The 23,614-nt window shown below is 36.4% G+C and carries 25 protein-coding genes; 23 read left to right on the forward strand and 2 right to left on the reverse strand.

The genetic code is table 11. The annotated features are described in order from the left end of the window. Positions 1-106 precede the first annotated feature (106 nt). The 14 genes from GHD00_RS03650 (at position 107) to spoVM (ending at position 13,383) form a co-directional block, all read left to right on the forward strand. Entirely contained in the window at positions 107-991 is an 885-nt protein-coding gene (locus GHD00_RS03650; RefSeq protein ID WP_240468584.1) for a YicC/YloC family endoribonuclease, read from the forward strand. Between the two features lie 50 nt (positions 992-1,041). Then, positions 1,042-1,302 (forward strand): extracellular matrix/biofilm regulator RemA, encoded by a 261-nt coding sequence (remA, locus tag GHD00_RS03655; protein ID WP_153401616.1) that lies wholly within the window; start codon positions 1,042-1,044, stop codon positions 1,300-1,302. Positions 1,303-1,317: 15 nt separating this feature from the next. Next, complete coding sequence (gene gmk / locus GHD00_RS03660; RefSeq protein WP_163536746.1) at positions 1,318-1,938, forward strand: guanylate kinase; 621 nt, start codon at positions 1,318-1,320, stop codon at positions 1,936-1,938. Next, a complete protein-coding gene (gene rpoZ / locus GHD00_RS03665) occupies positions 1,938-2,144 on the forward strand; it encodes a DNA-directed RNA polymerase subunit omega (protein WP_163536927.1) in 207 nt (68 codons plus the stop codon). The genes gmk and rpoZ overlap by 1 nt, the downstream gene beginning before the upstream one ends. Positions 2,145-2,236: 92 nt before the next feature. Further along, positions 2,237-3,436 (forward strand): bifunctional phosphopantothenoylcysteine decarboxylase/phosphopantothenate--cysteine ligase CoaBC, encoded by a 1,200-nt coding sequence (gene coaBC, locus GHD00_RS03670; RefSeq protein WP_163536747.1) that lies wholly within the window; start codon positions 2,237-2,239, stop codon positions 3,434-3,436. A 1-nt stretch (position 3,437) separates the two neighbouring features. Beyond that, entirely contained in the window at positions 3,438-5,846 is a 2,409-nt protein-coding gene (priA, locus tag GHD00_RS03675) for a primosomal protein N' (protein ID WP_163536748.1), read from the forward strand. A 13-nt stretch (positions 5,847-5,859) separates the two neighbouring features. Continuing rightward, entirely contained in the window at positions 5,860-6,798 is a 939-nt protein-coding gene (fmt, locus tag GHD00_RS03680; protein WP_163536749.1) for a methionyl-tRNA formyltransferase, read from the forward strand. Next, positions 6,795-8,147, forward strand: coding sequence for a 16S rRNA (cytosine(967)-C(5))-methyltransferase RsmB (gene rsmB / locus GHD00_RS03685; protein WP_163536750.1), 1,353 nt, complete (start codon positions 6,795-6,797; stop codon positions 8,145-8,147). Before fmt ends, rsmB begins: the two co-directional genes overlap by 4 nt. A 36-nt stretch (positions 8,148-8,183) precedes the next feature. After that, the gene (locus GHD00_RS03690; protein WP_163536751.1) at positions 8,184-8,936 is read left to right on the forward strand and encodes a Stp1/IreP family PP2C-type Ser/Thr phosphatase; all 753 of its coding nucleotides are present in this window, start codon (positions 8,184-8,186) and stop codon (positions 8,934-8,936) included. Further along, complete coding sequence (pknB, locus tag GHD00_RS03695; protein ID WP_163536752.1) at positions 8,930-10,930, forward strand: Stk1 family PASTA domain-containing Ser/Thr kinase; 2,001 nt, start codon at positions 8,930-8,932, stop codon at positions 10,928-10,930. The genes GHD00_RS03690 and pknB overlap by 7 nt, the downstream gene beginning before the upstream one ends. Continuing rightward, positions 10,931-11,812 (forward strand): ribosome small subunit-dependent GTPase A, encoded by an 882-nt coding sequence (rsgA, locus tag GHD00_RS03700; protein WP_163536753.1) that lies wholly within the window; start codon positions 10,931-10,933, stop codon positions 11,810-11,812. It begins immediately after the preceding gene. A gap of 1 nt (position 11,813) precedes the next feature. Continuing rightward, positions 11,814-12,464: a ribulose-phosphate 3-epimerase gene (gene rpe / locus GHD00_RS03705; RefSeq protein ID WP_163536754.1), complete on the forward strand. Its 651-nt coding sequence runs from the start codon at positions 11,814-11,816 to the stop codon at positions 12,462-12,464. 22 nt (positions 12,465-12,486) lie between these two features. Next, positions 12,487-13,134, forward strand: a complete 648-nt coding sequence (locus GHD00_RS03710) for a thiamine diphosphokinase (protein WP_163536755.1) — start codon at positions 12,487-12,489, stop codon at positions 13,132-13,134. A gap of 168 nt (positions 13,135-13,302) precedes the next feature. Further along, positions 13,303-13,383, forward strand: coding sequence for a stage V sporulation protein SpoVM (gene spoVM / locus GHD00_RS03715; protein ID WP_163536928.1), 81 nt, complete (start codon positions 13,303-13,305; stop codon positions 13,381-13,383). A 69-nt stretch (positions 13,384-13,452) separates the two neighbouring features. Here the strand turns inward: spoVM and rpmB are convergent, their stop codons facing one another. Then, entirely contained in the window at positions 13,453-13,641 is a 189-nt protein-coding gene (gene rpmB, locus GHD00_RS03720) for a 50S ribosomal protein L28 (RefSeq protein ID WP_163536756.1), read from the reverse strand. Between the two features lie 289 nt (positions 13,642-13,930). Between rpmB and GHD00_RS03725 the strand changes: the two genes are divergently transcribed. The 9 genes from GHD00_RS03725 (at position 13,931) to rnc (ending at position 22,719) form a co-directional block, all read left to right on the forward strand. Continuing rightward, complete coding sequence (locus tag GHD00_RS03725) at positions 13,931-14,293, forward strand: Asp23/Gls24 family envelope stress response protein (protein ID WP_163536757.1); 363 nt, start codon at positions 13,931-13,933, stop codon at positions 14,291-14,293. Positions 14,294-14,320: 27 nt separating this feature from the next. Next, entirely contained in the window at positions 14,321-15,979 is a 1,659-nt protein-coding gene (locus tag GHD00_RS03730; protein WP_163536758.1) for a DAK2 domain-containing protein, read from the forward strand. 315 nt (positions 15,980-16,294) lie between these two features. Next, complete coding sequence (recG, locus tag GHD00_RS03735) at positions 16,295-18,328, forward strand: ATP-dependent DNA helicase RecG (RefSeq protein WP_163536759.1); 2,034 nt, start codon at positions 16,295-16,297, stop codon at positions 18,326-18,328. 86 nt (positions 18,329-18,414) lie between these two features. Then, positions 18,415-18,990, forward strand: coding sequence for a transcription factor FapR (gene fapR, locus GHD00_RS03740; RefSeq protein WP_163536760.1), 576 nt, complete (start codon positions 18,415-18,417; stop codon positions 18,988-18,990). 2 nt (positions 18,991-18,992) lie between these two features. Then, the gene (gene plsX, locus GHD00_RS03745; protein WP_163536761.1) at positions 18,993-19,997 is read left to right on the forward strand and encodes a phosphate acyltransferase PlsX; all 1,005 of its coding nucleotides are present in this window, start codon (positions 18,993-18,995) and stop codon (positions 19,995-19,997) included. Between the two features lie 3 nt (positions 19,998-20,000). Continuing rightward, positions 20,001-20,948 (forward strand): ACP S-malonyltransferase, encoded by a 948-nt coding sequence (gene fabD, locus GHD00_RS03750; protein ID WP_163536762.1) that lies wholly within the window; start codon positions 20,001-20,003, stop codon positions 20,946-20,948. Beyond that, positions 20,948-21,688 carry a 3-oxoacyl-[acyl-carrier-protein] reductase gene (gene fabG, locus GHD00_RS03755; protein WP_163536763.1) on the forward strand — a complete coding sequence of 247 codons (741 nt, stop codon included), beginning with the start codon at positions 20,948-20,950 and terminating at the stop codon, positions 21,686-21,688. The genes fabD and fabG overlap by 1 nt, the downstream gene beginning before the upstream one ends. Before the next feature lie 40 nt (positions 21,689-21,728). Next, positions 21,729-21,962: an acyl carrier protein gene (acpP, locus tag GHD00_RS03760; protein ID WP_163536764.1), complete on the forward strand. Its 234-nt coding sequence runs from the start codon at positions 21,729-21,731 to the stop codon at positions 21,960-21,962. Positions 21,963-22,032: 70 nt separating this feature from the next. Continuing rightward, a complete protein-coding gene (gene rnc / locus GHD00_RS03765) occupies positions 22,033-22,719 on the forward strand; it encodes a ribonuclease III (RefSeq protein ID WP_163536765.1) in 687 nt (228 codons plus the stop codon). Positions 22,720-23,268: 549 nt separating this feature from the next. Here the strand turns inward: rnc and GHD00_RS03770 are convergent. Then, on the reverse strand, positions 23,269-23,493 hold the full coding sequence (locus GHD00_RS03770) for a DUF1128 family protein (protein ID WP_163536766.1): 225 nt from the start codon (positions 23,491-23,493) through the stop codon (positions 23,269-23,271). Positions 23,494-23,614: the final 121 nt, after the last annotated feature.

Genomic DNA, 23,614 nt, shown 5'->3' on the forward strand with positions numbered 1-23,614 from the left:
CGTTTTTGACGCTTATTATGTTATATATTGTCTACTTATCTATTTATTTGATATGATGTTTATAGGATCATCCAATTGTTTATAATAGGATTAGATGGAAGTGATAATGAAAATGTATAGTATGACTGGCTACGGTAAAGCTGAGTTAATAGATGGAGATAGAAAAATTCAAACAGAAATTCGCACGGTGAATCATCGTTATTTTGATATCTCTTGCCACATCCCTCATTATTTTTTACATATAGAAGATGCTATCCGTAAATTAGTGCATTCTCATTTGAAAAGAGGCCGAGTAATGGTGTCTGTTCATATAGATGGTGTATCATTGACAGAAAAGTCTCTTTCAACAGATTGGAACATGGTCGATCAATATTTAAAAAGTTTACAATCCATTCAAGATCGTTACGATTTAAAAGGGAATTTGAATGTAGATGTGCTTGCACGACTACCTGAAATTTTTGAGGTGAAAGAGGAAGCAGACATAGAAAGTGAATTAGATGATAAGGTGCTTCAGGCAGTTTCTGAAGCAGTTGAAAAGGTAAAGCAAATGCGAAAGATTGAAGGAAAAGCTTTAAAGGCAGATCTTCTAAATAGAGCAAATTTTATTGAAAATAAATTAAAACAGTTGGGTGAGAGGCGAAAAATTGTTATAATAGAGTATCAGGAGAGAATACAAGAGCGTATTGACTCCTATCTAGCAAATTCTTCTGTTTACGATGAATCAAAGCTAATGCAGGAAATAGCTTTGTTAGCGGAAAAAGGTGATATTTCAGAAGAGATCACAAGGCTAGAGAGCCACTTAAGACAATTTAAACAAATTATAGACGAAGAAGATGTTATTGGAAGAAAGCTAGATTTTATTGTACAAGAGGTGCACAGAGAGCTCAATACGATTGGTTCTAAATCAAATGACACTTGGATTAGTGAGCAAATCATTCATTTGAAAAGTGAAGTGGAAAAAGCAAAGGAACAGATCCAGAATGTCGAGTAGAACAATACATAATATGATGTGTCTGTTTAAATATTAAGGGGGAGCTCCAAATGAGTTTAAAGTTAATAAATATTGGTTTTGGGAATGTTGTTTCAGCAAATCGAATTATTTCGATAGTATCACCTGAATCAGCACCAATAAAAAGAATTATTACGGTTGCAAGAGATAACAATAAATTAGTTGATGCGACATATGGAAGAAGAACGAGAGCGGTCATTATTACAGATAGTGATCATGTTGTCTTATCAGCCGTTCAACCTGAAACCGTTGGTCAACGAGTAATTAGTCATGAAGAGATCAGTGAAGAATAAATAGGAGGAACCATTTTGATTGATGAAAAAGGCATTTTATTTATTTTATCCGGACCATCAGGTGTTGGCAAAGGGACGGTAAGAAAAGCGTTATTTGAGGAAGATACGAATTTAAAATATTCCATATCGATGACAACTCGACCTATGAGAGAAGGGGAGCGTGAGGGGGTTGACTATTTCTACCGCTCGCGTCAAGAGTTTGAGGAAATGATTTCTCAACGTAAATTGTTGGAGTATGCTGAGTATGTTGGCAATTATTATGGAACACCTAAGCAATATGTGGAAGAGATGATTGAATCAGGTCATGATGTGTTCCTAGAAATAGAAGTTCAAGGTGCTTTACAAGTAAAGGAAAACTTTCCGCAAGGTGTGTTTATCTTTTTAATCCCGCCAAGTTTGGAAGAGTTGAAAAACAGAATCAAGGAAAGAGGCACAGAGTCGGAAGAGTTAATTCTGAACAGATTAAAAGAAGCACGTAATGAAATCGAAATGATGGATGCTTATGACTACGTTGTGGTAAATGATGACATTGCCAGTGCTGTTGAAAAAGTGCAATCTATTGTTCAAAGTGAGCATTGTAAAAGAGAGAGAATTGCAAAACAATTTAAAGCATTATTGGAGGTTGATCATACATGATTTTAGAACCATCTGTTGATAAATTACAGACCAAAATTAATTCGAAGTATACACTTGTCACTTTAGCAGCAAAAAGAGCTAGGCAAATTCAAGACACAAAGTTGCATCGAGTAGAAAACCCTCAATCTTATACTTACGTTGGTCTTGCTTTGGAAGAAATTATGGAAGAAAAGCTAACTGTAAATTTAGATGACATAGAAGATTAATATGACTATATGGTTTTACAGCTCCCTCGCATTGCACCGGCTTGCGAGGGTTTCTTCTATTGCTGCATAGAACAAGAAGAGGAGACGATTTCATGTTGAATGGAAAGAACATAGTTTTAGGTGTATCAGGTGGAATTGCTGTATATAAGGCTGTCGCTTTAACAAGCAAACTGACACAAGCTGGTGCGAATGTAAAAGTTGTGATGACAAAGCATGCCGCTGAATTTGTTACTCCCTTGACTTTTCAAGCCATATCTAGAAATGAAGTATATATGGATACCTTTAAAGAAAAAGACCCTAAAAAAATTGCTCATATTGATTTAGCAGACTGGGCAGATGTATTTATTCTAGCACCAGCTACTGCTCACCTCATAGGAAGAATGGCAAATGGGTTAGCCGATGATATGCTGACAACTGTTTTATTAGCTACAAAGGCTCCCGTTTATATAGCACCAGCTATGAATGTACATATGTATGATCATCCCGCTGTACAACAAAACATGAACATCCTCGATCAATGGGGATATAAATTTATAGAACCTGGTGAAGGTTATTTAGCATGTGGTTATATTGGAAAAGGTAGATTGGAAGAGCCTGAGAAAATCATCACCTTAATAGAATCAGATTTGCAACAAAAAAAGAAATGGTGCGGTAAAAAAGTCTTAATATCAGCAGGTCCTACACGTGAACAAGTCGATCCTGTTCGGTTTTTTTCTAATTTTTCCTCAGGGAAAATGGGGTATGCATTAGCGGAAAAAGCAGTTGAATTAGGCGCAGAGGTTCATTTAGTTTCTGGGCCAACTTCTCTTCCAACACCTCGAGGTGTAATAGCTTATGATGTCACAACAGCTGAAGAGATGTTTGAGCAAATTGTTAACTTATATGCTGAAATGGATATTGTCATTAAATCAGCAGCAGTAGCCGATTATCGACCTGTCCAAACTTTCGATCATAAAATGAAAAAAAAGGATGGCCCATTAACAATTAAAATCGAGCGGACGAAGGATATACTCCAATATCTTGGTGATACAAAAGCACATCAGTTTTTGGTTGGATTTGCTGCAGAAACACAAGATATTTTGTATTATGGGAAAGAAAAATTGACAAAAAAGAACCTGGATGCTGTAGTGATTAATGATATAGGTCGAAAAGACATTGGATTTAATTCGGAACAAAATGAAGTCGTGTACTTATCAAAAAAGGGCAGTGAGAAAAGGTTAAAGCGAATGAATAAAAAGCAAGTCGCTAAACAACTGTTAGAGTTGATGGATAGTGAAGTAAGGAAGGATTAATATGCGAATCGCAAAAGTCATTGTCGATGTGCCTACTAGTCAAACAAATCATTCATTTGATTATATAGTTCCCAAAACATTAGATAAACTTGTTCAGCCAGGTATGAGAGTATCTGTCCCATTTGGTCCTAGAAAAGTGATGGGATTTGTCATCGATATCGTTGAGCAATCCGATCTAGATAAATTAAAAGAGATAGAGGAAATATTAGATATAACACCTGTATTAACAGAGGAGTTATTAAAATTAGGGGTTTGGTTAGCAGATCAAACTGTTAGCTTCTATATTCAAGCATTTCAAGCCATGTTGCCCCAGGTATTAAAAGCGAAATATAAAAAGGAAATAGAAGCACTTACATTCGAAGAGCTGAGCCCGTCTCTTCAGCAGTTGTTTGATGGGAGAAGTTTCATTGATTTTGAAGAATTTCAAGAGCGAGATGGCAACTACTATCAATTATTAAAAGAGATCAGAGCAGGACATGCCAAAATTCATTACAAAGTTAAATCAAAAGAAACAAAGAAAAAGGTTGCGTTTATTGAGCCGAATAAAGAGCTATACTTATTAGAAGAAGCACTTGTTGATATTTCCAATCATGCTAAGAAGCAAAAACGGATGATAGAATATTTTTTAGAAAATCCAGAACCAATTGAACAAAAAGCGTTGATTTCTAAATTGGATACTACCCCACACCCTTTAAATCAATTAGTAGAAAAAGGGATACTCAACAAAAAGGAGAAAATAATCTATCGTAATCCTTATAAAGGTACAGAATTTGAGAGAACTAATGCTCTACCCCTTAGTGATCAACAACAGAACGCGATTCAACCGATATGGGAAAAAGTGGAGCAAGAGGAACATCAAAATTTTTTATTGCACGGTGTGACAGGTAGTGGGAAAACAGAAGTATATTTACAAGCAATTGAGAAGGTTTTAGAAAAAGGAAAAGAAGCGATTGTGTTAGTACCAGAAATCTCATTGACTCCACAAATGGTACAACGATTCAAAGGCCGTTTTGGATCAAATGTAGCTGTCTTGCACAGTGCACTGTCACCTGGTGAAAAATTCGATGAATGGACAAAAATTCATAAAAAGGAAGTTAAGGTAGTCGTTGGCGCAAGGTCTGCTATATTTGCCCCATTTAAGAATATTGGCATTATTATCATTGATGAAGAACATGAGACAAGCTATAAGCAAGATGAGCAACCAAGATATCATGCCAGGGAAGTAGCGAAGTATCGAGGCCAATTTCATCAATGCCCGGTAGTGTTAGGGAGTGCAACCCCCATATTTGAATCTTATGCCAGAGCAAAAAAAGGTGTCTATCATTTGCTGGAAATGCCATCCCGTATGAATAATAATCAGATGCCGCCAGTAGAGATCATAGATATGAGAAAAGAACTGCATGCCGGTAATCGAACCATGTTTTCTCGAAATTTATTAGAAGAGATTAGAGAAAAGATGCAATCGAAGCAACAAGTCGTTTTATTTCTAAATCGCCGTGGATATTCCACTTTTGTGATGTGCAGGGAGTGCGGCGATGTCATGAAATGCCCAGCTTGTGATATTGCATTAACTTATCATAAAAGTTCCCATCAGTTAAAATGTCACTATTGTGATTATCAAATGCCAATGGTTTCACATTGTCCGTCCTGTTCGAGTGATACGATTCGATATTTTGGGACAGGAACACAAAAAGTAGAAGAATCCCTAAAGCAGCACATTCCGGAAGCAAACATCATTCGAATGGATGTAGATACAACTAGGAGAAAAGGAGCTCACCAGCGAATATTGGATCAATTTGCTAGTGGGAAGGCAGATATTTTACTTGGTACACAAATGATTGCCAAAGGACTTGATTTTGAAAATGTAACTTTAGTAGGGGTATTAGCTATTGATGCTATGTTGCATTTGCCGGATTTTCGTTCATCAGAAAAAACTTTTCAGTTACTTACACAAGTTAGTGGAAGAGCTGGCCGGCATAAATTACCTGGTAAAGTCATAATCCAAACATATACACCAGAGCACTATAGCATCCAATTAGCTAGTGATTATAACTTTGAGCAATTTTTTCAGCAGGAGATGCAAATGCGTAAAAACTTTCATTACCCGCCTTATTATTTTTTAACTTTAATTAATGTGTCACACCCCAATCAAATCAAAGTGCTTGAAGTTACGAAAATGATTTGCAAATTATTATATAAGCATCTGTCGGATCAAGCAACGATTCTTGGCCCAACCCCTTCACCAATTGTAAGGATTAATAATAGATATCGATATCAGTGCATGGTAAAATATAAAAATGAGCCTAGGCAACGTGAAATTATCCAAAAGATATTAAAATATTATTATCAAGATATTCATCAAAATGATTTAACGATACAGGTAGATTTTGAGCCATATCAATTAATGTAAGAGGAGTTATTGTATGAAAAAGGTTATTTTTATGGGAACACCGGATTTCGCTGTTCCTATTTTAGAAAAATTAATTGAAGATGGGTATACGGTAGATCTTGTTGTTACACAACCCGATCGTCCAAGAGGGAGAAAAAAAGTCATGACGCCGCCACCTGTGAAGGTAGCTGCCGAAAAACATCAAATTGACGTATTCCAACCTGAAAAAATTAAAGAAGACTTTTCTGAGATTGAAAAACGTAATCCTGATTTAATTGTAACGGCAGCTTTTGGTCAAATATTACCAAAGGAATTACTCGATATCCCTGTTTATGGATGTATTAACGTTCATGCCTCTTTGTTACCACTACTAAGAGGTGGAGCACCTATTCACTATGCCATATTAGAAGGGCATGCAAAAACAGGGATTACGATAATGTATATGGCGGAAAAACTAGATGCAGGGGATATCATCTCACAAATAGATGTTCCAATTGATGAGAGTGATGATGTTGGTAAGCTGCATGATAAACTTGCGGAAGCAGGAGCTAACCTATTAGGAGAGTCGATTCCTGCCATTTTTGAAAGAACCGCTAATCGTATACCCCAGGATGATGAAAAAGCGACTTTTGCTCCAAATATCAAGAGAGATCAAGAAAAAATTATCTGGAACCAATCACAACAAGAGGTATATAATCATATTCGAGGCTTACATCCTTGGCCTGTGGCTTTTACAAAATGGAATGGAAAGCCATTAAAAATTTATCAAGCAAGTAAATATAATCAAAAGTTATCGAACCAGCCAGGCGAAGTAGCTGTATTGGATAACGACGGGGTTGTTGTTACAACAGGTGATCAGTATGGTATTAAGTTGAAAGTCTTGCAGCCTGCTGGCAAGAAAAAAATGAATGCAGCTGATTTTTTAAGAGGAGTGGGAAGTAAGCTGCAAATAGGAGAGACGTTAGGCGAATGAAGAAAGAACAAGTAAAAGTACGAGAATTAGCATTAGATCTTCTCCTGCGAATTGGGGAACAAGGTGGCTATAGTCATTTAATGATTGACCAAAAGATGAAAAAGCATAGCTTAGACAAAAGAGATGGAGCTCTATTAACAGAATTAGTTTACGGTACTCTCCAACGAAAATTGACTTTAGATTATTATCTTTCTCCTTTTGTGAAACAAAAAAAAGCAGTGAACTCATGGGTGAAATGGCTGCTCTATTTATCAATTTACCAGATGCACTTTTTGACGAAAATTCCTGAGCATGCGATTATTCATGAATCAGTAGATATTGCGAAGAAGCGTGGACATAAAGGGATTGCTAATTTCGTTAACGGCGTTTTACGATCCATCCAGCGAAAGGGGTTGCCGAGTGTTGACTCTTTAGAGGATCCAGTAAAGGCAATAAGTATCCAAACAAGCCATCCTGATTGGTTGGTAAAACGTTGGGTTGATCAATATGGTTTAGAAATAACGAGAGAGATGTGTGAGTTGAATTTATCTCATAAACAAATGTCTATTCGAACACAGCCATTAAAAATATCCCGTAAAGAGTTATTAAAACAACTTGAAAATGATGGGATAGAAGCAAGGCCATCCACCATTTCAGATCAAGGGATAGTTATCGAGAAGGGCAATGTATTAAAGCATCCATCTTTTCAACAGAACCTTTTTACAATACAGGATGAAAGTTCCATGCTCGTTGCAGAAATGATGGATGTAGAGAAAGGCATGGTAATATTAGATGCTTGTAGTGCCCCTGGAGGAAAAGCGACTCATATTGCGGAGAGAACCGGTGATCAAGGAGTTATCCATGCTTATGACTTACATGCAAAAAAAGCAAAATTAGTGGATACAAAGGCAAAAGAATTGGAGCTTACTTCTATCACAACTGGTCAGGCCGACGCACGAATGTTACAGCAAAAACACCAACCTGAAACGTTTGATAGAATCTTAGTGGACGCCCCTTGTTCCGGATTAGGTGTTTTAAGAAGCAAACCTGATATTAAATATAATAAACGTGAATCAGATATTGAAAGGTTAGCGGACATTCAAACGGAAATTTTAGAACATATTATTCCATTATTGAAACAAAATGGCAAACTGGTCTATAGTACATGTACGGTAGATAAAGCAGAGAACGAAGAAGTGATTGCACATTTTTTAAAAAAACACTCCAATTATGAAGTGGATCCGCAATTCTTTGAGGAATTACCTGATGTATTGAAAAATGAGCGCGGGATAAGCGCTTATGGTATTCAAATATTTCCACAAGATGTAAATAGTGACGGCTTTTTTATGACTCGGCTAAAACAAAAGTAGTCGTTGATAGGTTTATTTGAGGTGAGGTGTGAGTTCATGAAATGGTATTGTCAAACAGATAAAGGGAAGGTAAGGCATTATAATGAGGATGCGGCAGCTGTTTTAAATAATGAAAAAAATTATTTGTTAGCAATGGTTGCCGATGGTATGGGTGGCCACCAAGCAGGTGATGTTGCAAGTCAGCTGACTTTAGAGACATTGGAAACCTATTGGAATGACTTGCAAGTACCCTTAGAAAAAGAAGAAGCTGAGAAATGGCTGTATGATGCTGTAATTGCTGCAAATGCACAAGTTTTTCAAAAGAGCCAACAAGATCCGTCATGTCAAGGAATGGGGACGACCGTTGTGGTTGCTTTATGCACGGAATCATTCATTATTGTAGCACATATAGGTGATAGTCGTGCTTATTTAATAAATGATTTAGAATATGTGCAATTAACAAAAGATCATTCATTAGTAGGTGAGTTAGTAAGGTCAGGACAGTTATCAGAAGAAGATGCCCGGGTGCACCCTAGAAAAAATGTCATTTTAAAAGCACTTGGAACAGAACAACAAGTGGAACCTGATATCCATATGACAACTTGGGAACGATTTGATAAGCTCATTTTATGTTCAGATGGGCTGACGAACAAACTAACTGATGAAGAATTGCATCAATATCTTAAAGAAAATGTGACAGAAAACACGGTTAAGGAATTAATTCAAAAAGCAAATGATCGAGGTGGAGAGGATAATATTAGTATAGCGATAGTTGACCACACTAAAGAAGTTGGTGATACTTCATGTTAGAGGGTCATACTTTAAGTGATCGCTATGAAATTATAAAGCTCATAGGCGGAGGCGGTATGGCGAATGTGTATCTTGGAGATGATACTATTCTCAACCGTCAAGTAGCTATAAAAGTTTTACGGTTAGAGTATGCAGACGATGACGAATTTATTACGAGGTTTCACCGTGAAGCTCAAGCAGCAACTAGTTTATCCCACCCTAATATCGTAAACATCTATGATGTGGGCGAAGAAGATCAAATATATTTTATGGTGATGGAATATGTGGATGGCATGACATTAAAGCAATACATACAATTACATGCACCAATTGAAGTAGAAGAAGTTTTGGATATCATGTCACAATTGACATCAGCTATTTCGCATGCACATGAAAATGGTATTATACATCGTGATATAAAGCCACAGAATATGTTAATTGATCAATATGGTCAAGTAAAGGTGACGGATTTTGGAATTGCTGTTGCATTAAGTGCTACAGCGTTAACACAAACTAATTCCGTACTCGGCTCGGTTCATTATTTATCACCAGAGCAAGCTCGAGGCGGAAAAGCTAACCGGAAATCAGACATTTATTCGTTAGGAATTGTGATGTTCGAGCTTCTAACCGGTCACCTTCCTTTTTCTGGTCAATCAGCAGTTTCTATCGCATTAAAGCATTTGCAAAGAAACACACCTTCTGTGAAAGAATGGAATCGTAATGTACCACAGTCTGTCGAAAATATTGTGTTGAAATCGACAACAAAAGACCCTTTTCACCGGTACCAATCGGTACAAGAAATGGAAGGAGAATTACAGGTCGCACTGGATGCTGACCAACTTCATGCGCCTAAATTCGAACCTCCTCTTTCCGATGACGAAGAAGAAACAAAGGCTATACCTATTGTGAATGACGAGGGCCAAAATCTTTCTAATACGAATGTTGATAACACCATTGTTCATAAACAAAATGGCTCTTCTCAGGATGAAAATGTTGGATGGAAAAATAAGAAGAAAAAAAGAAAAAAGACAATGCTATGGGTGACAAACATACTAGTTATTTTATGTGGAGCCATTTTTATTGCACTGTTTGTTTTACCAAGCTTGTTTCAGCCAAAAGATGTGACTATTCCAGATGTTTCAGGTAAATCCTATGATGAAGCATTACAGCAATTAACGGAGTTAAAGCTTAATGTGGAGAAAGAAAGTGTACATGATAATGAAATAGAAGAAGATATTGTCATCGAAACTTCGCCTAGAGCTAACGAGATTGTAAAAGAAGGAAGAGACATTCAAGTGTTTGTTAGTTTAGGTCCGGAAACAGTTTCCTTTGGTAATTATGTAGGTAGAGATTATAATCGAATAGAGAGTATTTTATTAGATTTAGGCTACCGTAATGTTCAGAAGAATGAAAAACACTCGGATCAACCAGTTGGTGAAATCATTGCACAATATCAACCAGAACCGGGTGAAGAAGTAGTTCCAGGTCAGACATCGGTTTATTTTGACGTGAGTATAGGTCCAGAAACTATTTACTTAAATCGGTTGGTCGGTTTGCATGTGGATGAAGCGACAGACTATTTAAAAGAAAATGAATTATCGGTGAATATAAACGAACAATATCATGACGAAGTTGAGGAAGGGTATGTGATTGAGCAATCTCCTGCACCAAATGAAGAAGTAGTGAAGAATGATCAAGTAACATTAGCTGTTTCGCGTGGGCAAGAAGAACCTTCCCCTATTACACATACCGTTACAGTTGAAGTTCCTTATACAAAGGAATCATCATCTGAAGATGGCGATTCCAGTGAAGCGCAAGAGGTTAGTATTTATGTAGAGGATATGAATCATCGAATGTCAGAGTTGTATCAAGAAGTAGAGTTAATAACAGAAGATACGACATTCGATATTCATCTAACCATTGCGGAAGGTGAAGAAGCATCATATAAAGTCTTACGTGATAATGAACTGCTTATAGAAAAAACATTATCTTATGATGAAGTAGAGGGTGAGTAAATGCCTAAAGGAAAAATTGTAAAAGCTTTAAGTGGTTTTTACTATGTTTGGCATGAAGGAAATTTGATTCAATGTCGTGGAAGGGGAGTTTTTAGGCAAAGAAAAATTTCTCCTTTAGTTGGCGATCATGTTGAATTTGATTATAGCGGGGACCAAGAAGGTTTTATCTTATCCATAAATGAGAGACGAAATGAGTTAGTGCGGCCTCCAATTGCCAATGTGGATCAGGCAATTGTCGTATCATCTGCTAAAAAGCCAAATTTAAGCTTAGCCTTATTAGACAAATTTTTAGTTATGGTGGAAGCTAAATCGATCCAGCCTCTATTATTTTTTACAAAAATGGATTTGTTAGAAGATGCGGATGCTAACCAATTAAGAGAGAAGTTAGCTTATTATGAACAAATAGGTTATGTGGTAGAGTTTCTCTCTACTTCCAATCCGCAATCAATGACGCAATTAACGGACCATCTTGATGGAAAGGTCTCTGTTTTCGCTGGACAGTCGGGTGTGGGAAAAACATCAATATTAAATGCATTGGTACCTGGACTGGAACTAGAGACAAATCATATATCGGAAAGCCTTGGGAGAGGCAAGCATACAACACGACATGTAGAGCTTATTGAGTATCATAATGGATTAATTGCAGATACTCCTGGGTTTAGTGCATTAGATTTTTCTGAAGTGAATTTAGAGGAACTTCCAGACTGTTTTCCTGAGTTCGTAGAGAGAAAACGAGATTGTAAATTTAGAGGCTGTATGCATATAAAGGAACCTAAGTGTGCCGTGAAAGAAGCAATAAAAAATAACGAAATTTTGGAAGAGAGATATACTCATTACTTACAATTTAATGAAGAAATAAAACAGAGAAAGCCGAGGTATTAGCATGACTGTTAAAATTGCACCATCTATTTTATCAGCAGATTTTTCTATTTTAAAAGAGGAGATTCAAGATGTGGAAAAAGGGGGAGCTGATTATATTCATGTGGATGTGATGGACGGACATTTTGTGCCAAATATTACAATTGGTCCATTGGTTGTTTCGTCCATACGTCCTATCACTGATTTAACGTTGGATGTTCATCTTATGATTGAAAATCCAGACCAATATATAGATGAATTTGTAAGTGCAGGTGCAGATATTATTACTGTACACGTAGAGGCATGTAAACATCTTCATCGTACGATACATATGATTAAAGAAGCAGGGATTAAAACAGGTGTTGTTCTCAATCCTGCTACTCCAGTTGAGATGATTAAACCTATTCTTCACGAAATCGATTTAGTTTTATTTATGACGGTTAATCCAGGTTTTGGAGGACAAACTTTTATACCAGATGTATTAAATAAGGTGAAAGCTGCAGTAAAATGGCGAAAGCAACAAGACCTGCACTTTGAAATAGAAGTAGATGGCGGAGTGAATAACGAAACAGCCAAACAATGCAAAGAAGCAGGGGTAGATGTACTAGTTGCAGGAAGTGCAATATTTAGCAAATCAGATCGTGAATCGGAAATTAAAAAAATTCGCCAAGCTTAAGTTTTAAGAAAGGAAGTACTTCATGACAAGGGTAGGTATAGTAGCTGGCGGACCAAACTCAGCTATAGCTGATTTAACACAATATCGCCAAGATATAGACATTTGGATTGGAGCCGACTTAGGCGCTTGGTATATATTAGAAAAGGAATTAATACTAAACACAGCTGTTGGTGACTTTGATTCGGTTAACAATGATCAGCTTATTTTAATCCAAAATAATGCTATTTCTTTCAAGCAATACCCAATAGAGAAAGACGCTACAGATTTAGAATTAGCGATTGAGATAGCCTTCCATTTTCAACCTTCTGCTATTCATTTGTTTGGTGTAACGGCAGGCAGGTTGGATCATGAATTAGCCAATATCCAAATGCTCTATCAGATAATGAATAAAGGGGTAGAAGCCACTATTGTAGATTCCATTAATGAATTATCCCTGTTTCGACCTGGCTCTCATAAAATATATGTAAAGAATCAAAAAGTGAATATTTCCTTCCTCCCCTTTAGCAACGTTGTTCAAAATTTAACTTTAGGCGGTTTTTATTATCCTTTGTACAGGGAAAATCTAGAGTGGGGAACTACTCTTTGTCTTTCTAATTATTTAATTGAAGAAGAAGGTACTTTTTCTTTTGATTCTGGCATATTAATAATGATAAAGAGTCGAGAAAGTTAAAGAAACAATTGGTGAAGTCTAGTTATTCTTGTTCTTACAGTGTAAAAAATCGAGCTTTTCACAACAGTAATCGGTACTATGTAGGTGATTCTTACATATGTTTATACTATAAGCTGCTAAAATGTTGTGAATGAAGCATAGTTTGCAAAAGGGATGAGGAGGGGTATAATGAAGTTTTATACCATTAAACTACCGAGGTTTATTGGTGGGTTTATTCGTGCCATTTTAGGGTCAGGTAATAAAAATTAAATGTAAAGTGCAAAGAAAAAAGGCTCCTTGTTCATTAAGGAGCCTTTTTTCAAACGTTTTTGTTTTCCATTAAACACGCTGTACTTTGCCAGATTTCAACGCACGAGCAGAAACATATACACGTTGTGGCTTTCCGTCAACCATGATTCTTACTTTTTGTACGTTAGATTTCCATTTACGCTTACTCGCATTCATAGCGTGTGAACGGTTATTTCCTGAAGTCGTTTTACGACCAGTTACAACACATTTACGTCCCATTTTAAATTCCCTCCTACTTACACTAACTCTATACATACTTATTTAATTTATCATATCTGTGGATTTTTTGCAATTTATATCAACTGATTCTTTACTTTTGGGAGTTTGAGATAGCAGACTAGACATAGCTTGACAGATTACATTTTTTCATACATTCTATAATGGAAACAGTCTAGAATCTTATGCGAATTAAAAAATGGAGTTAACATACATATAGAACGATTTTCATCCATGTATGAAGTAAATGGAAAAGTGTTTGTGTATAGTAGAGACTAAGGAGGAATTCTGTATGTCCATTGAGTTAAATACAAATAATGGTCAAGTGACCATTACAAATGAGGTTATTGCCACCATAGCTGGTGGTGCAGCGGTTGAATGTTACGGCATTGTAGGAATGGCCTCTAAGAAACAATTAAGAGATGGGCTTGCTGAAATTTTAAGAAAAGAAAATTTTACAAAAGGTGTGATTGTAAGGCAGGAAGATTCTAATATACATATTGATATGTATATTATTGTAAGTTATGGAACCAAGATTTCGGAAGTTGCCCATAATGTACAATCACAAGTGAAATACTATTTAGAAAAAACGTTAGGTTTAACGATCCAATCCATTAATATATATATTCACGGTGTGCGGGTTATTCAGGACTAGTAGTCGATGTAAGGGAGGAAGTTGCAAGTGACAAAAAATCATATTGATGGGGCCTTGTTAGCGCAAATGGTGCTTTCTGGCGCCCGTCATTTATCTAATCATGCAGAAAAAATTGATGCTTTGAACGTGTTCCCTGTTCCAGATGGAGATACCGGAACGAATATGAATTTATCGATGACATCTGGAGCAAATGAAGTAAAAAATGCTGATACCTCTTCGGTATCCGATGTAGCTAATGCATTTGCAAAAGGTTTGTTAATGGGAGCACGAGGAAACTCAGGTGTTATTTTATCTCAGTTATTTCGAGGATTTGCCAAAGGTGTAGAGGATAAAAAAGTTTTAGATAATCAAGGACTAGCTGAAGCATTAGAAAGTGGTGTGATAACAGCTTACAAAGCGGTCATGAAGCCAGTTGAAGGAACGATTTTGACAGTTGCAAAGGAAACAGCTGAAAAAGCAAAAGATTATGCAAATACAGATTCAGATGTCGTTGTTTTTATGGAAAAGGTGTTAACCGCTGCCAAATCATCCCTAAAGAAAACCCCTGATTTATTGCCTGTGTTAAAGGAAGTAGGGGTTGTTGATAGTGGCGGACAGGGTCTAGTCGTAATTTATGAAGGATTTCTTGCCGCCTTAAATGGAGAAGAGTTGCCTGCTGTCCATGAAGAAACAATGGATATGGATGACCTTGTTCAAGCAGAACATCATAAATCCGCCCAACACTTTATGAATACAGATGACATTGAATTTGGTTATTGCACTGAATTTATGGTGAGATTTGAAAATGACAAGCTCAAAGAGCATCCATTTGATGAGGCAACTTTTCGTGAAGAGTTAAGTGAACATGGCGACTCTTTACTCGTTGTGTCAGATGATGAAATTGTAAAAGTACACATACATGCAGAATATCCAGGTGATGTTTTTAATTTAGGACAGCGATTCGGTAGTTTTATTCATCTAAAAGTAGAAAATATGCGTGAACAACATTCCAATATTGTTGGGAAAGAAGAAACTGATAAGCAGAAGCAGCCATTTGCTGTCGTTACGGTTGCCATGGGAGATGGATTAACCGAGTTGTTTAAGAGCCTTGGTGCATCCGAAGTGATTCAAGGTGGTCAAACAATGAATCCAAGCACTCAAGATTTGGCAAATGCAGTGAAAGAAGCTAATGCAGAAAATGTCATCATTTTACCTAATAATAAAAATATTGTGATGGCTGCCGAACAAGCAGCAGAATTAACGGATGACTCAGTAGCTGTTGTCAAGACAAAAACAATACCTCAAGGGATGGCAGCAATGCTTGTTTTTAATCCCGAGGATACAATAGATGATAATGTTGAAAATATGTCTGCAGCCAGCGATGAGGTGAAAACAGGACAAGTAACCTATGCTGTAAGGGATACACAAATTGATGGAATGACCATTGAAGAAGGTCATTATATGGGACTTGCTGATGGGGAAATAAAAGTAAATGATCCAGATCAAATGATTGTCATTAAGCAGCTACTAACGGAAATGATCAATGATATGGAAGATGAAATTGTGACAATATTGCGAGGAGAAGAATCATCTGATCAAGAAGAGGCGGAAATTATTAAATTCTTAGAGGAAGAGTTTCAGGATTTAGAAGTAGAAGTCCATACTGGCAATCAACCTATTTACTCTTATATATTTTCTATTGAATAAAGAGAGACTTCCATCAGTGTGGGGTTTCTTCATCCCCCACTGATGGTTAGCAAAACTTATCAGTGTGATAGCGTCCGTTATCCTCCCCACTTCTACTTTTTTCATTATTCTAAGTCTTGAAGGGGGCTTACGGACGATTGTAGATCGTGATAATATTTTTTGTAAGAAGGGGCTTTCTCATAAGTTCAGTTTGCGAATTCATACTGATTCAGTAACGTATTCCAGTTGCGTGAACAGTGAGCTTACTTTTGAGACAGCTCCTTATTTTCGGTTCCATATAAATGTTATAAGGTATGAAAGTGTGAGGTTTTAGAGATGATATATGACTCTGTTAAAGATATAAAAGGAATAGGCCCGAAAATGGTAGAGCATCTAGCAGATATGGAAATAGAAACCATAGAAGATCTGTTATATTATTTTCCTAATCGCTATGACCATTATGAACAAAAACCTTTGCACGACCTAGTTCATGACGACAAAGTTACGATTGTCGGACAAGTACTGCAAGAGCCTCTTGTTCATTATTATAATAAACGAAGATCAAGGATGATTGTACAATTAAAAGTCGACGGAGCTGTTGTAAAAGGGGTGTTGTTTAATAGAGCTTTTGCTAAAAAGCATTTTCAACCAGGTGAAACTGTTTCGTTAAACGGTAAGTGGGATCAACATCGCTTGCAAATCACAGTGGATCAGTTTAAAAAGGGAAGTATTGATGCTAAAAGTCCTATTACTCCCATTTACTCATTAAAAAGCGACATAAAAAATGTGCAAATGATCAAGTTTTTAAAAGAAGCGTTAACTACATATTTATCTTCTATCAGAGAGATTTTACCAAGTACTTATTTGCAAGCTTATAAATTGCCATCTATCCACGAAGCGTTACAAGCTATCCATTTTCCGGCATCTTTTAAAGAATTAAAACATGCTAAGAGAAGATTTATTTATGAAGAGTTATTAATATTTCAATTTAAATTACAACTTATCCGCAAAAGAAATAGAGAAGCAACGAAAGGAAATAACCAACGATTTAACAAAGATCAAGTAGATCAATTAATGCACAGCTTTCCGTTTACTCTAACAGATGCTCAAATGACTTGCCTTAATGACATATTAAAAGACTTGGCATCTCCTTATAGGATGAACCGGTTATTACAAGGAGATGTAGGATCAGGGAAAACAGCTGTAGCCATTTTAAGTCTTTATGCATCCGTTACTGCAGGTAAACAAGTTGCTTTCATGGTTCCGACTGAAATATTAGCAGAGCAGCATGAGGAAACGTTACAGGAATTATTACCAGAGCATGTCATTATAAGAAGGCTAACTGGATCCATAAAAGGGAAAAAACGAAAAGAATTTTTAGAAGAAATTTCGACTGGTGAATGTGATGTAGTGGTAGGTACTCATGCACTTATTCAAGATGATGTTCATTTTGCGAATTTAGGATTTGTAATTATTGATGAACAGCACCGCTTTGGTGTTAATCAACGTAATATATTGAAGGAAAAAGGAATATTGGCTGATGTTTTATTTATGACTGCTACTCCTATTCCTAGGACTCTTTCCATTACTACATTTGGGGATATGGATGTATCCAAAATTGATCAAATGCCCCAAGGTAGAAAGCCGGTTGAAACTTATTGGGTAAAACATAACATGTTAAATAGAGTGTTATCATTTATTTACAAAGAAATTCAACAAGGTTATCAAGCGTATATTATTTGTCCTTTAATTGAAGAATCAGATAAATTGGATATACAAAATGCATTAGATCTCTATCATCAATTACAGGAGTTATTACCAGCTCATGTCAAAGCAGGCTTGTTGCATGGACGGTTGCAGGCAGAAGAAAAAGAAGAAGTAATGGATTCATATGCTAAGAATAAAGTTCAGATTTTAGTTTCTACTACAGTTGTAGAAGTAGGTGTCAATGTACCAAATAGTACGGTGATGTTAATACAAGATGCGGACAGGTTTGGGCTTTCTCAGTTACACCAATTAAGAGGTCGTGTGGGACGTGGTGATGCACAAAGCTATTGTATTTTAGTGGCAGATCCTAAAGGAGAAAATGGCAAAGAGAGAATGCGTATTATGACAGAAACAACAGATGGTTTTTTATTAGCGGAAAAAGATTTAGAATTAAGAGGTCCTGGAGATATGTTTGGAAGCAAGCAAAGTGGATTGCCTGATTTTCGCCTAGCCGATGTTGTTCATGACTATAGAGCACTTGAAATTGCAAGAGCAGATGCTATCGATATAGTAGAAAATGAAAGATGGAAAGAAAATGATTTTGAAGAGTTAAAACGATATGTAAGTAATAAGTCTTTATTTACAGATGAGCTCTTAAGTTAAACGATACTTGCATATTTTTTAATGGTATTATATATTACTATTAGTACCTAGTCACAAGTGCGGACATGATGGATGGTGGATATTAGATGAAACGATCGAAGAAAGACAGACAAGTTTTATTAAAAGAGACCATAGAAGAGAAACCATTTATTACGGATGAGACCCTTGCTCAAATGTTTAGCGTAAGTATCCAGACGATACGTTTAGATAGAATGGGGTTAGGTATTCCAGAATTACGTGAAAGAATAAAATCCGTCGCAACTTCCAATTGGAATGAAACGGTAAAAGCTTTACCACTAGAAGAAGTGATCGGTGAAATTGTTGATTTAGAACTAGATGAACGGGCTATTTCTATATTAGATATTACGGAAGAACATGTCTTTTCACGTAATAAAATAGCAAGAGGTCATCACTTGTTTGCCCAAGCCAATTCGTTAGCAGTAGCTGTAATTAACGATGAATTAGCATTAACTGCGAATGCAAACATCCACTTTACCCGTCAAGTAGCTCAAGGAGAAAGAGTTGTTGCGAAAGCGAAAGTTTTAAGAACGGATAAAAGAAAGCGTACTTTAGTAGAAGTACATAGTTATGTAGAAAATGAGAAAGTTTTTACAGGAACATTTGAAATGTTTCGATCCAACCAAGAGAAGGAAGGGAACTAGTCATGAGAATCGCAATAGATGCCATGGGTGGTGATCATGCCCCTAAAGAAATTGTTCGCGGGGCAATTAAAGCAGTTGATCAGTTTGATCATTTGAAAATTACTTTAATCGGGGATGAAGAAAAAATTCAAAAGTACTTATCCAACCATCCTTCTATAGAAGTGATTCATACAGATGAAGTTATTTCTAGTAATGATGAACCCGTTAAAGCCGTACGAAAAAAAAAGAATGCTTCTATGGTGTTAATGGCAAATTACGTTAAAGAAGGGCATGCAGATGCTTGCATTTCTGCTGGAAACACTGGTGCTTTAATGAGCACAGGGCTATTTGTGATTGGCAGAATAAAAGGTATTGATCGACCAGCATTAAGCCCTACGTTGCCTACCGTGAATGGGGATGGCTTTTTATTGTTAGATGTAGGGGCAAATGTCGATTCTAAGCCACAGCATTTGCAACAATATGGTGTAATGGGATCTATTTATATGGAAAAGGTTCGAAATATTCAACGCCCAAGAGTAGGCTTGCTGAATGTTGGTACAGAGAATGGAAAAGGGAACGACTTGACTAAAAAAGCTTATGAACTTTTAGAACAATCTCCAATAAACTTTATTGGAAATGTAGAAGCAAGGGATTTATTAGATGGAGCAGCAGATGTTGTTGTGACAGATGGTTTTAGTGGGAATGTTGCTTTAAAGACAGTGGAAGGAACAGCTCTTACCCTATTTTCGATGTTAAAGGACACTTTTATGTCAAATACAAAAACCAAAATAGCTGCTATGCTAGCAAAAAAAGATTTGCGTGGTTTAAAAGATAAATTAGATTATTCAGAATATGGGGGTGCTGGTCTGTTCGGTTTAAGAGCTCCAGTTATCAAAGCTCACGGTTCATCTAATCAGCAGGCAATATACAGTGCCATTCAACAGGCTGTAAATATAGTGGAAACAAATGTAGTTGACAAAATAGCAATGGAAATAAAAGAGTTAGAGGAGAAGAAAGAGGAGGCTTAATCATTGAAAAAATTAGCGTTTATTTACCCAGGACAAGGTTCTCAATCTGTTGGTATGGGTAAGGATTTGTATGACCAATTTGATGAAGTTAAGCAGATGTTTGATCAAGCCAATGATCGATTAGCATATGATTTATCGTCCATTATGTTTGATGGGCCTAAGGAAACATTGACAAACACAGAAAATGCTCAGCCAGCATTATTGTTAATGAGTGCTGCTATTACCCATCTATTACATAACAAAGGGATAAAACCAGCCGTAACAGCAGGTCATAGCTTAGGAGAATATAGTGCCTTAGTTGCATCTAACTCTATTTCATACTTGGATGCAGTATCATTAGTACACGCACGTGGTCAGTTAATGGAAAATGCCTATCCAGAAGGAAAAGGATCTATGGCTGCGGTGTTAGGGATGGATCAGGAAACTTTAGAAAAAGAATTACAAACTATTTCAAAAGAGCATGATGAAGTAGTGGAGATAGCAAACTTAAATTGCCCAGGCCAAATTGTAATCTCTGGAACAAAATCAGGTGTAGATATAGCGGTTGATCAGTTGAAAGAAGCAGGAGCTAAACGAGTTTTACCTTTACCAGTTAGTGGACCATTTCATTCTAGCTTGATAAAACCAGCAGCAAAGGACTTCGAAAACGTGGTTGCAGAGTATAATTGGAAGGATGCTGACATCCCATTATACGCCAATGTAACAGCGGATAAAGTGGAAGATGTGGATAATATTAAAGATTTGTTAGTGAAACAGCTGTATTCCCCTGTTCGGTTTGAAGAGATTATTGAGAAACTACTGGAAGAAGATTTAGATGCGATCGTTGAAATCGGTAATGGTAAAGTGCTTGCAGGACTTGTCAAAAAAGTAAAAAGAAGAGCAAAAGTGTTCTCCGTACAAGATACAGAATCCTTACAAGAGTTTATTGATTGGGTAAAGGAGGAAGCGTAATGTTAGAAGGTAAAGTAGCGTTAGTCACTGGTGGCTCTAGAGGGATTGGAAGAGCAATTGCTTTAACTTATGCTAAAAATGGAGCGAAAGTTGTTGTAAACTTTGCTGGTAATGAAGAAAAAGCTCAAGCAGTTGTAGATGAAATTAAAGAGCTTGGTTCTGAAGCGATTAAGTATAAAGCAAATGTAAGCCAAGAAGATGAAGTAAAAGCAATGGTGAAAGAAACAGTTAAAACGTTTGGCAGTTTAGATATATTAGTGAATAACGCTGGTATTACGAGAGACAATCTATTAATGCGTATGACGGAAGCAGATTTTGATGATGTTATTGATACAAACCTTAAAGGTGTATTTCTATGCATCAAAGGGGTGACTCGACAAATGATGAAACAACGCAGCGGCCGTATTATTAATGTGTCTTCTGTTGTTGGAATCAGCGGAAATCCAGGACAAGCAAATTATGTTTCCGCAAAAGCTGGAGTAATTGGCTTAACTAAAACAACAGCGAAAGAATTAGCTGCTCGTGGTATATTAGTTAATGCCATTGCACCAGGTTTTATCGCAACAGATATGACAGAAGAACTAACAGAAGAGCAAAAAGAACAAATGCTTAGTCTTATTCCTTTAAATAAATTGGGAGAAGCAGAAGATGTAGCAAATGTTGCGTTGTTTTTAGCTTCTGAACAATCCAACTATGTGACTGGACAAACCATCCAAGTAGATGGTGGAATGGTTATGTAGTAATGTATTTGTATACACTTTGAAAGGGGGTGACGGCAAAATGGCAGATACTTTTGAAAAAGTAAAAGAAATCGTTGTTGATCGTCTGGATGTAGACGAAGATAAAGTAACATTAGAAGCTTCATTTAAAGACGATTTAGAAGCAGATTCCTTAGACGTAGTAGAACTTGTAATGGAATTAGAAGACGAGTTTGATATGGAAATTGCAGACGAAGATGCAGAAAAAATTGCTACAGTAGGTGATGCTGTAAATTACATAAACAGCAACCAGTAATGTGTCTTTTTTCAGAAAAGCCTATTTATAGGCTTTTCTGATGTTTAATTTACTTTGGTAGGTGAATAAAGTGTCCGATTTTACTTTACTCCAGAAACAATTAGATATTTATTTTCGTGATGAGAAACTGTTACGCCAAGCATTCACCCATTCATCTTATGTGAATGAGCATAGGAAGAGAAAATTAATGGATAATGAACGTTTAGAGTTTTTAGGAGATGCTGTATTAGAGCTGGGAGTCTCTCAATATTTATTTCGTGAGTATGCGGATATGGAAGAAGGAGATTTAACTAAGCTCAGAGCATCCATTGTATGTGAACCTGCATTAGTGAAATTTGCAGAATCACTCCATTTTAGTGATTATGTGCTCTTAGGAAAAGGCGAAGAAATGACAGGCGGAAGAAATCGGCCTGCGCTATTAGCGGATGTATTTGAAGCATTTATTGGAGCTCTTTATTTAGATCAAGGATATGATCAAGTAATCTCTTTCTTAAAAGCTCATGTTTATCCCAAAATTACTACCGGTGCTTTTTCGCATACGATGGATTATAAAAGCCAACTACAAGAAACTGTGCAGCAACATAAAAATAAATTAGTAGAATATGAAATTGTAGATGAAAAAGGACCTGCTCATGACCGCGAATTTTCAGCTGTTGTTACCATTAATGGAAATGTTGCTGGAAAAGGTATTGGCAGAACGAAAAAAGAAGCAGAACAAAGAGCTGCAAAACAAGCACTAGATGCATTAGTAAAATAATAACAGGAAGCATACAGATACAAGCCAACGGTGGTTTGTATCTTTTTTATCAGCTCTATGTTAGGGTATAGACACAATTCGGATGAAAAACTCACCCAATACTCTTCAAAGGTGGGTGCTTATTCGACGTTGCGGAAAGCGGAGTGTATTTCTGAAGTGTTATTATAGTATAGTATTCATCCAAGATGAAATCAGAAAAGGTCCCGTTTCATTTATGTCACAGTTTATTTAAATTGATTAATAAGGCGTTATGACGTAAAAATATAATACAATAGCATTCCGTTAACTAATGGGAGGTTTGATGAAGCTTAGCATAAAACAAATTATTTTCATGATTTGTTTTGTTAACTGGTTGTGTCAAGTCTTTGTCGGGCACGATGGAAGAGGTTTAGGAGTCTGAAGGTATCGAACTGTGACATGCAAGGATATAGTAATGATGTGATATTTAAAAAAGCAAAAAGGGGCTGTTTCAACGGTCAGCTTACGTAGGCAAACTAGACTTATGAAACCCCCTTTTGTTACTTGCTAAATGATTACGAAATGTTAGTTTTAGGCCTTGCGATATTGTCTTAATTCTTCGATAAACGCCTGTGTCTCGGCAACAGTTAGTTGCTGTTTATGTTTTAACAAATCGTAAAGTGATTTTAACTCTTTATAATGTTTAATATCATAGTCTTTGGGGTCCATAATCGAAGTATTAACCACTTGTAGCATCTTTGCCATTTCTTGAATGATGGTTTCTAAATTTTCTTCACTTTGTACGTCTAAACTCACTAATTATTCACTCCTGTATTGTTGATTAGTCTATTCATTCTTCTCACACTACTATCTTTATGATAAAATAAATTAGTTGAAATGCAAATGATAAATTGAATTTTTTATTATTTTGTTTCAC

This window comes from Gracilibacillus sp. YIM 98692 (genome assembly GCF_010993965.1).
Taxonomy (GTDB): domain Bacteria; phylum Bacillota; class Bacilli; order Bacillales; family Amphibacillaceae; genus Gracilibacillus.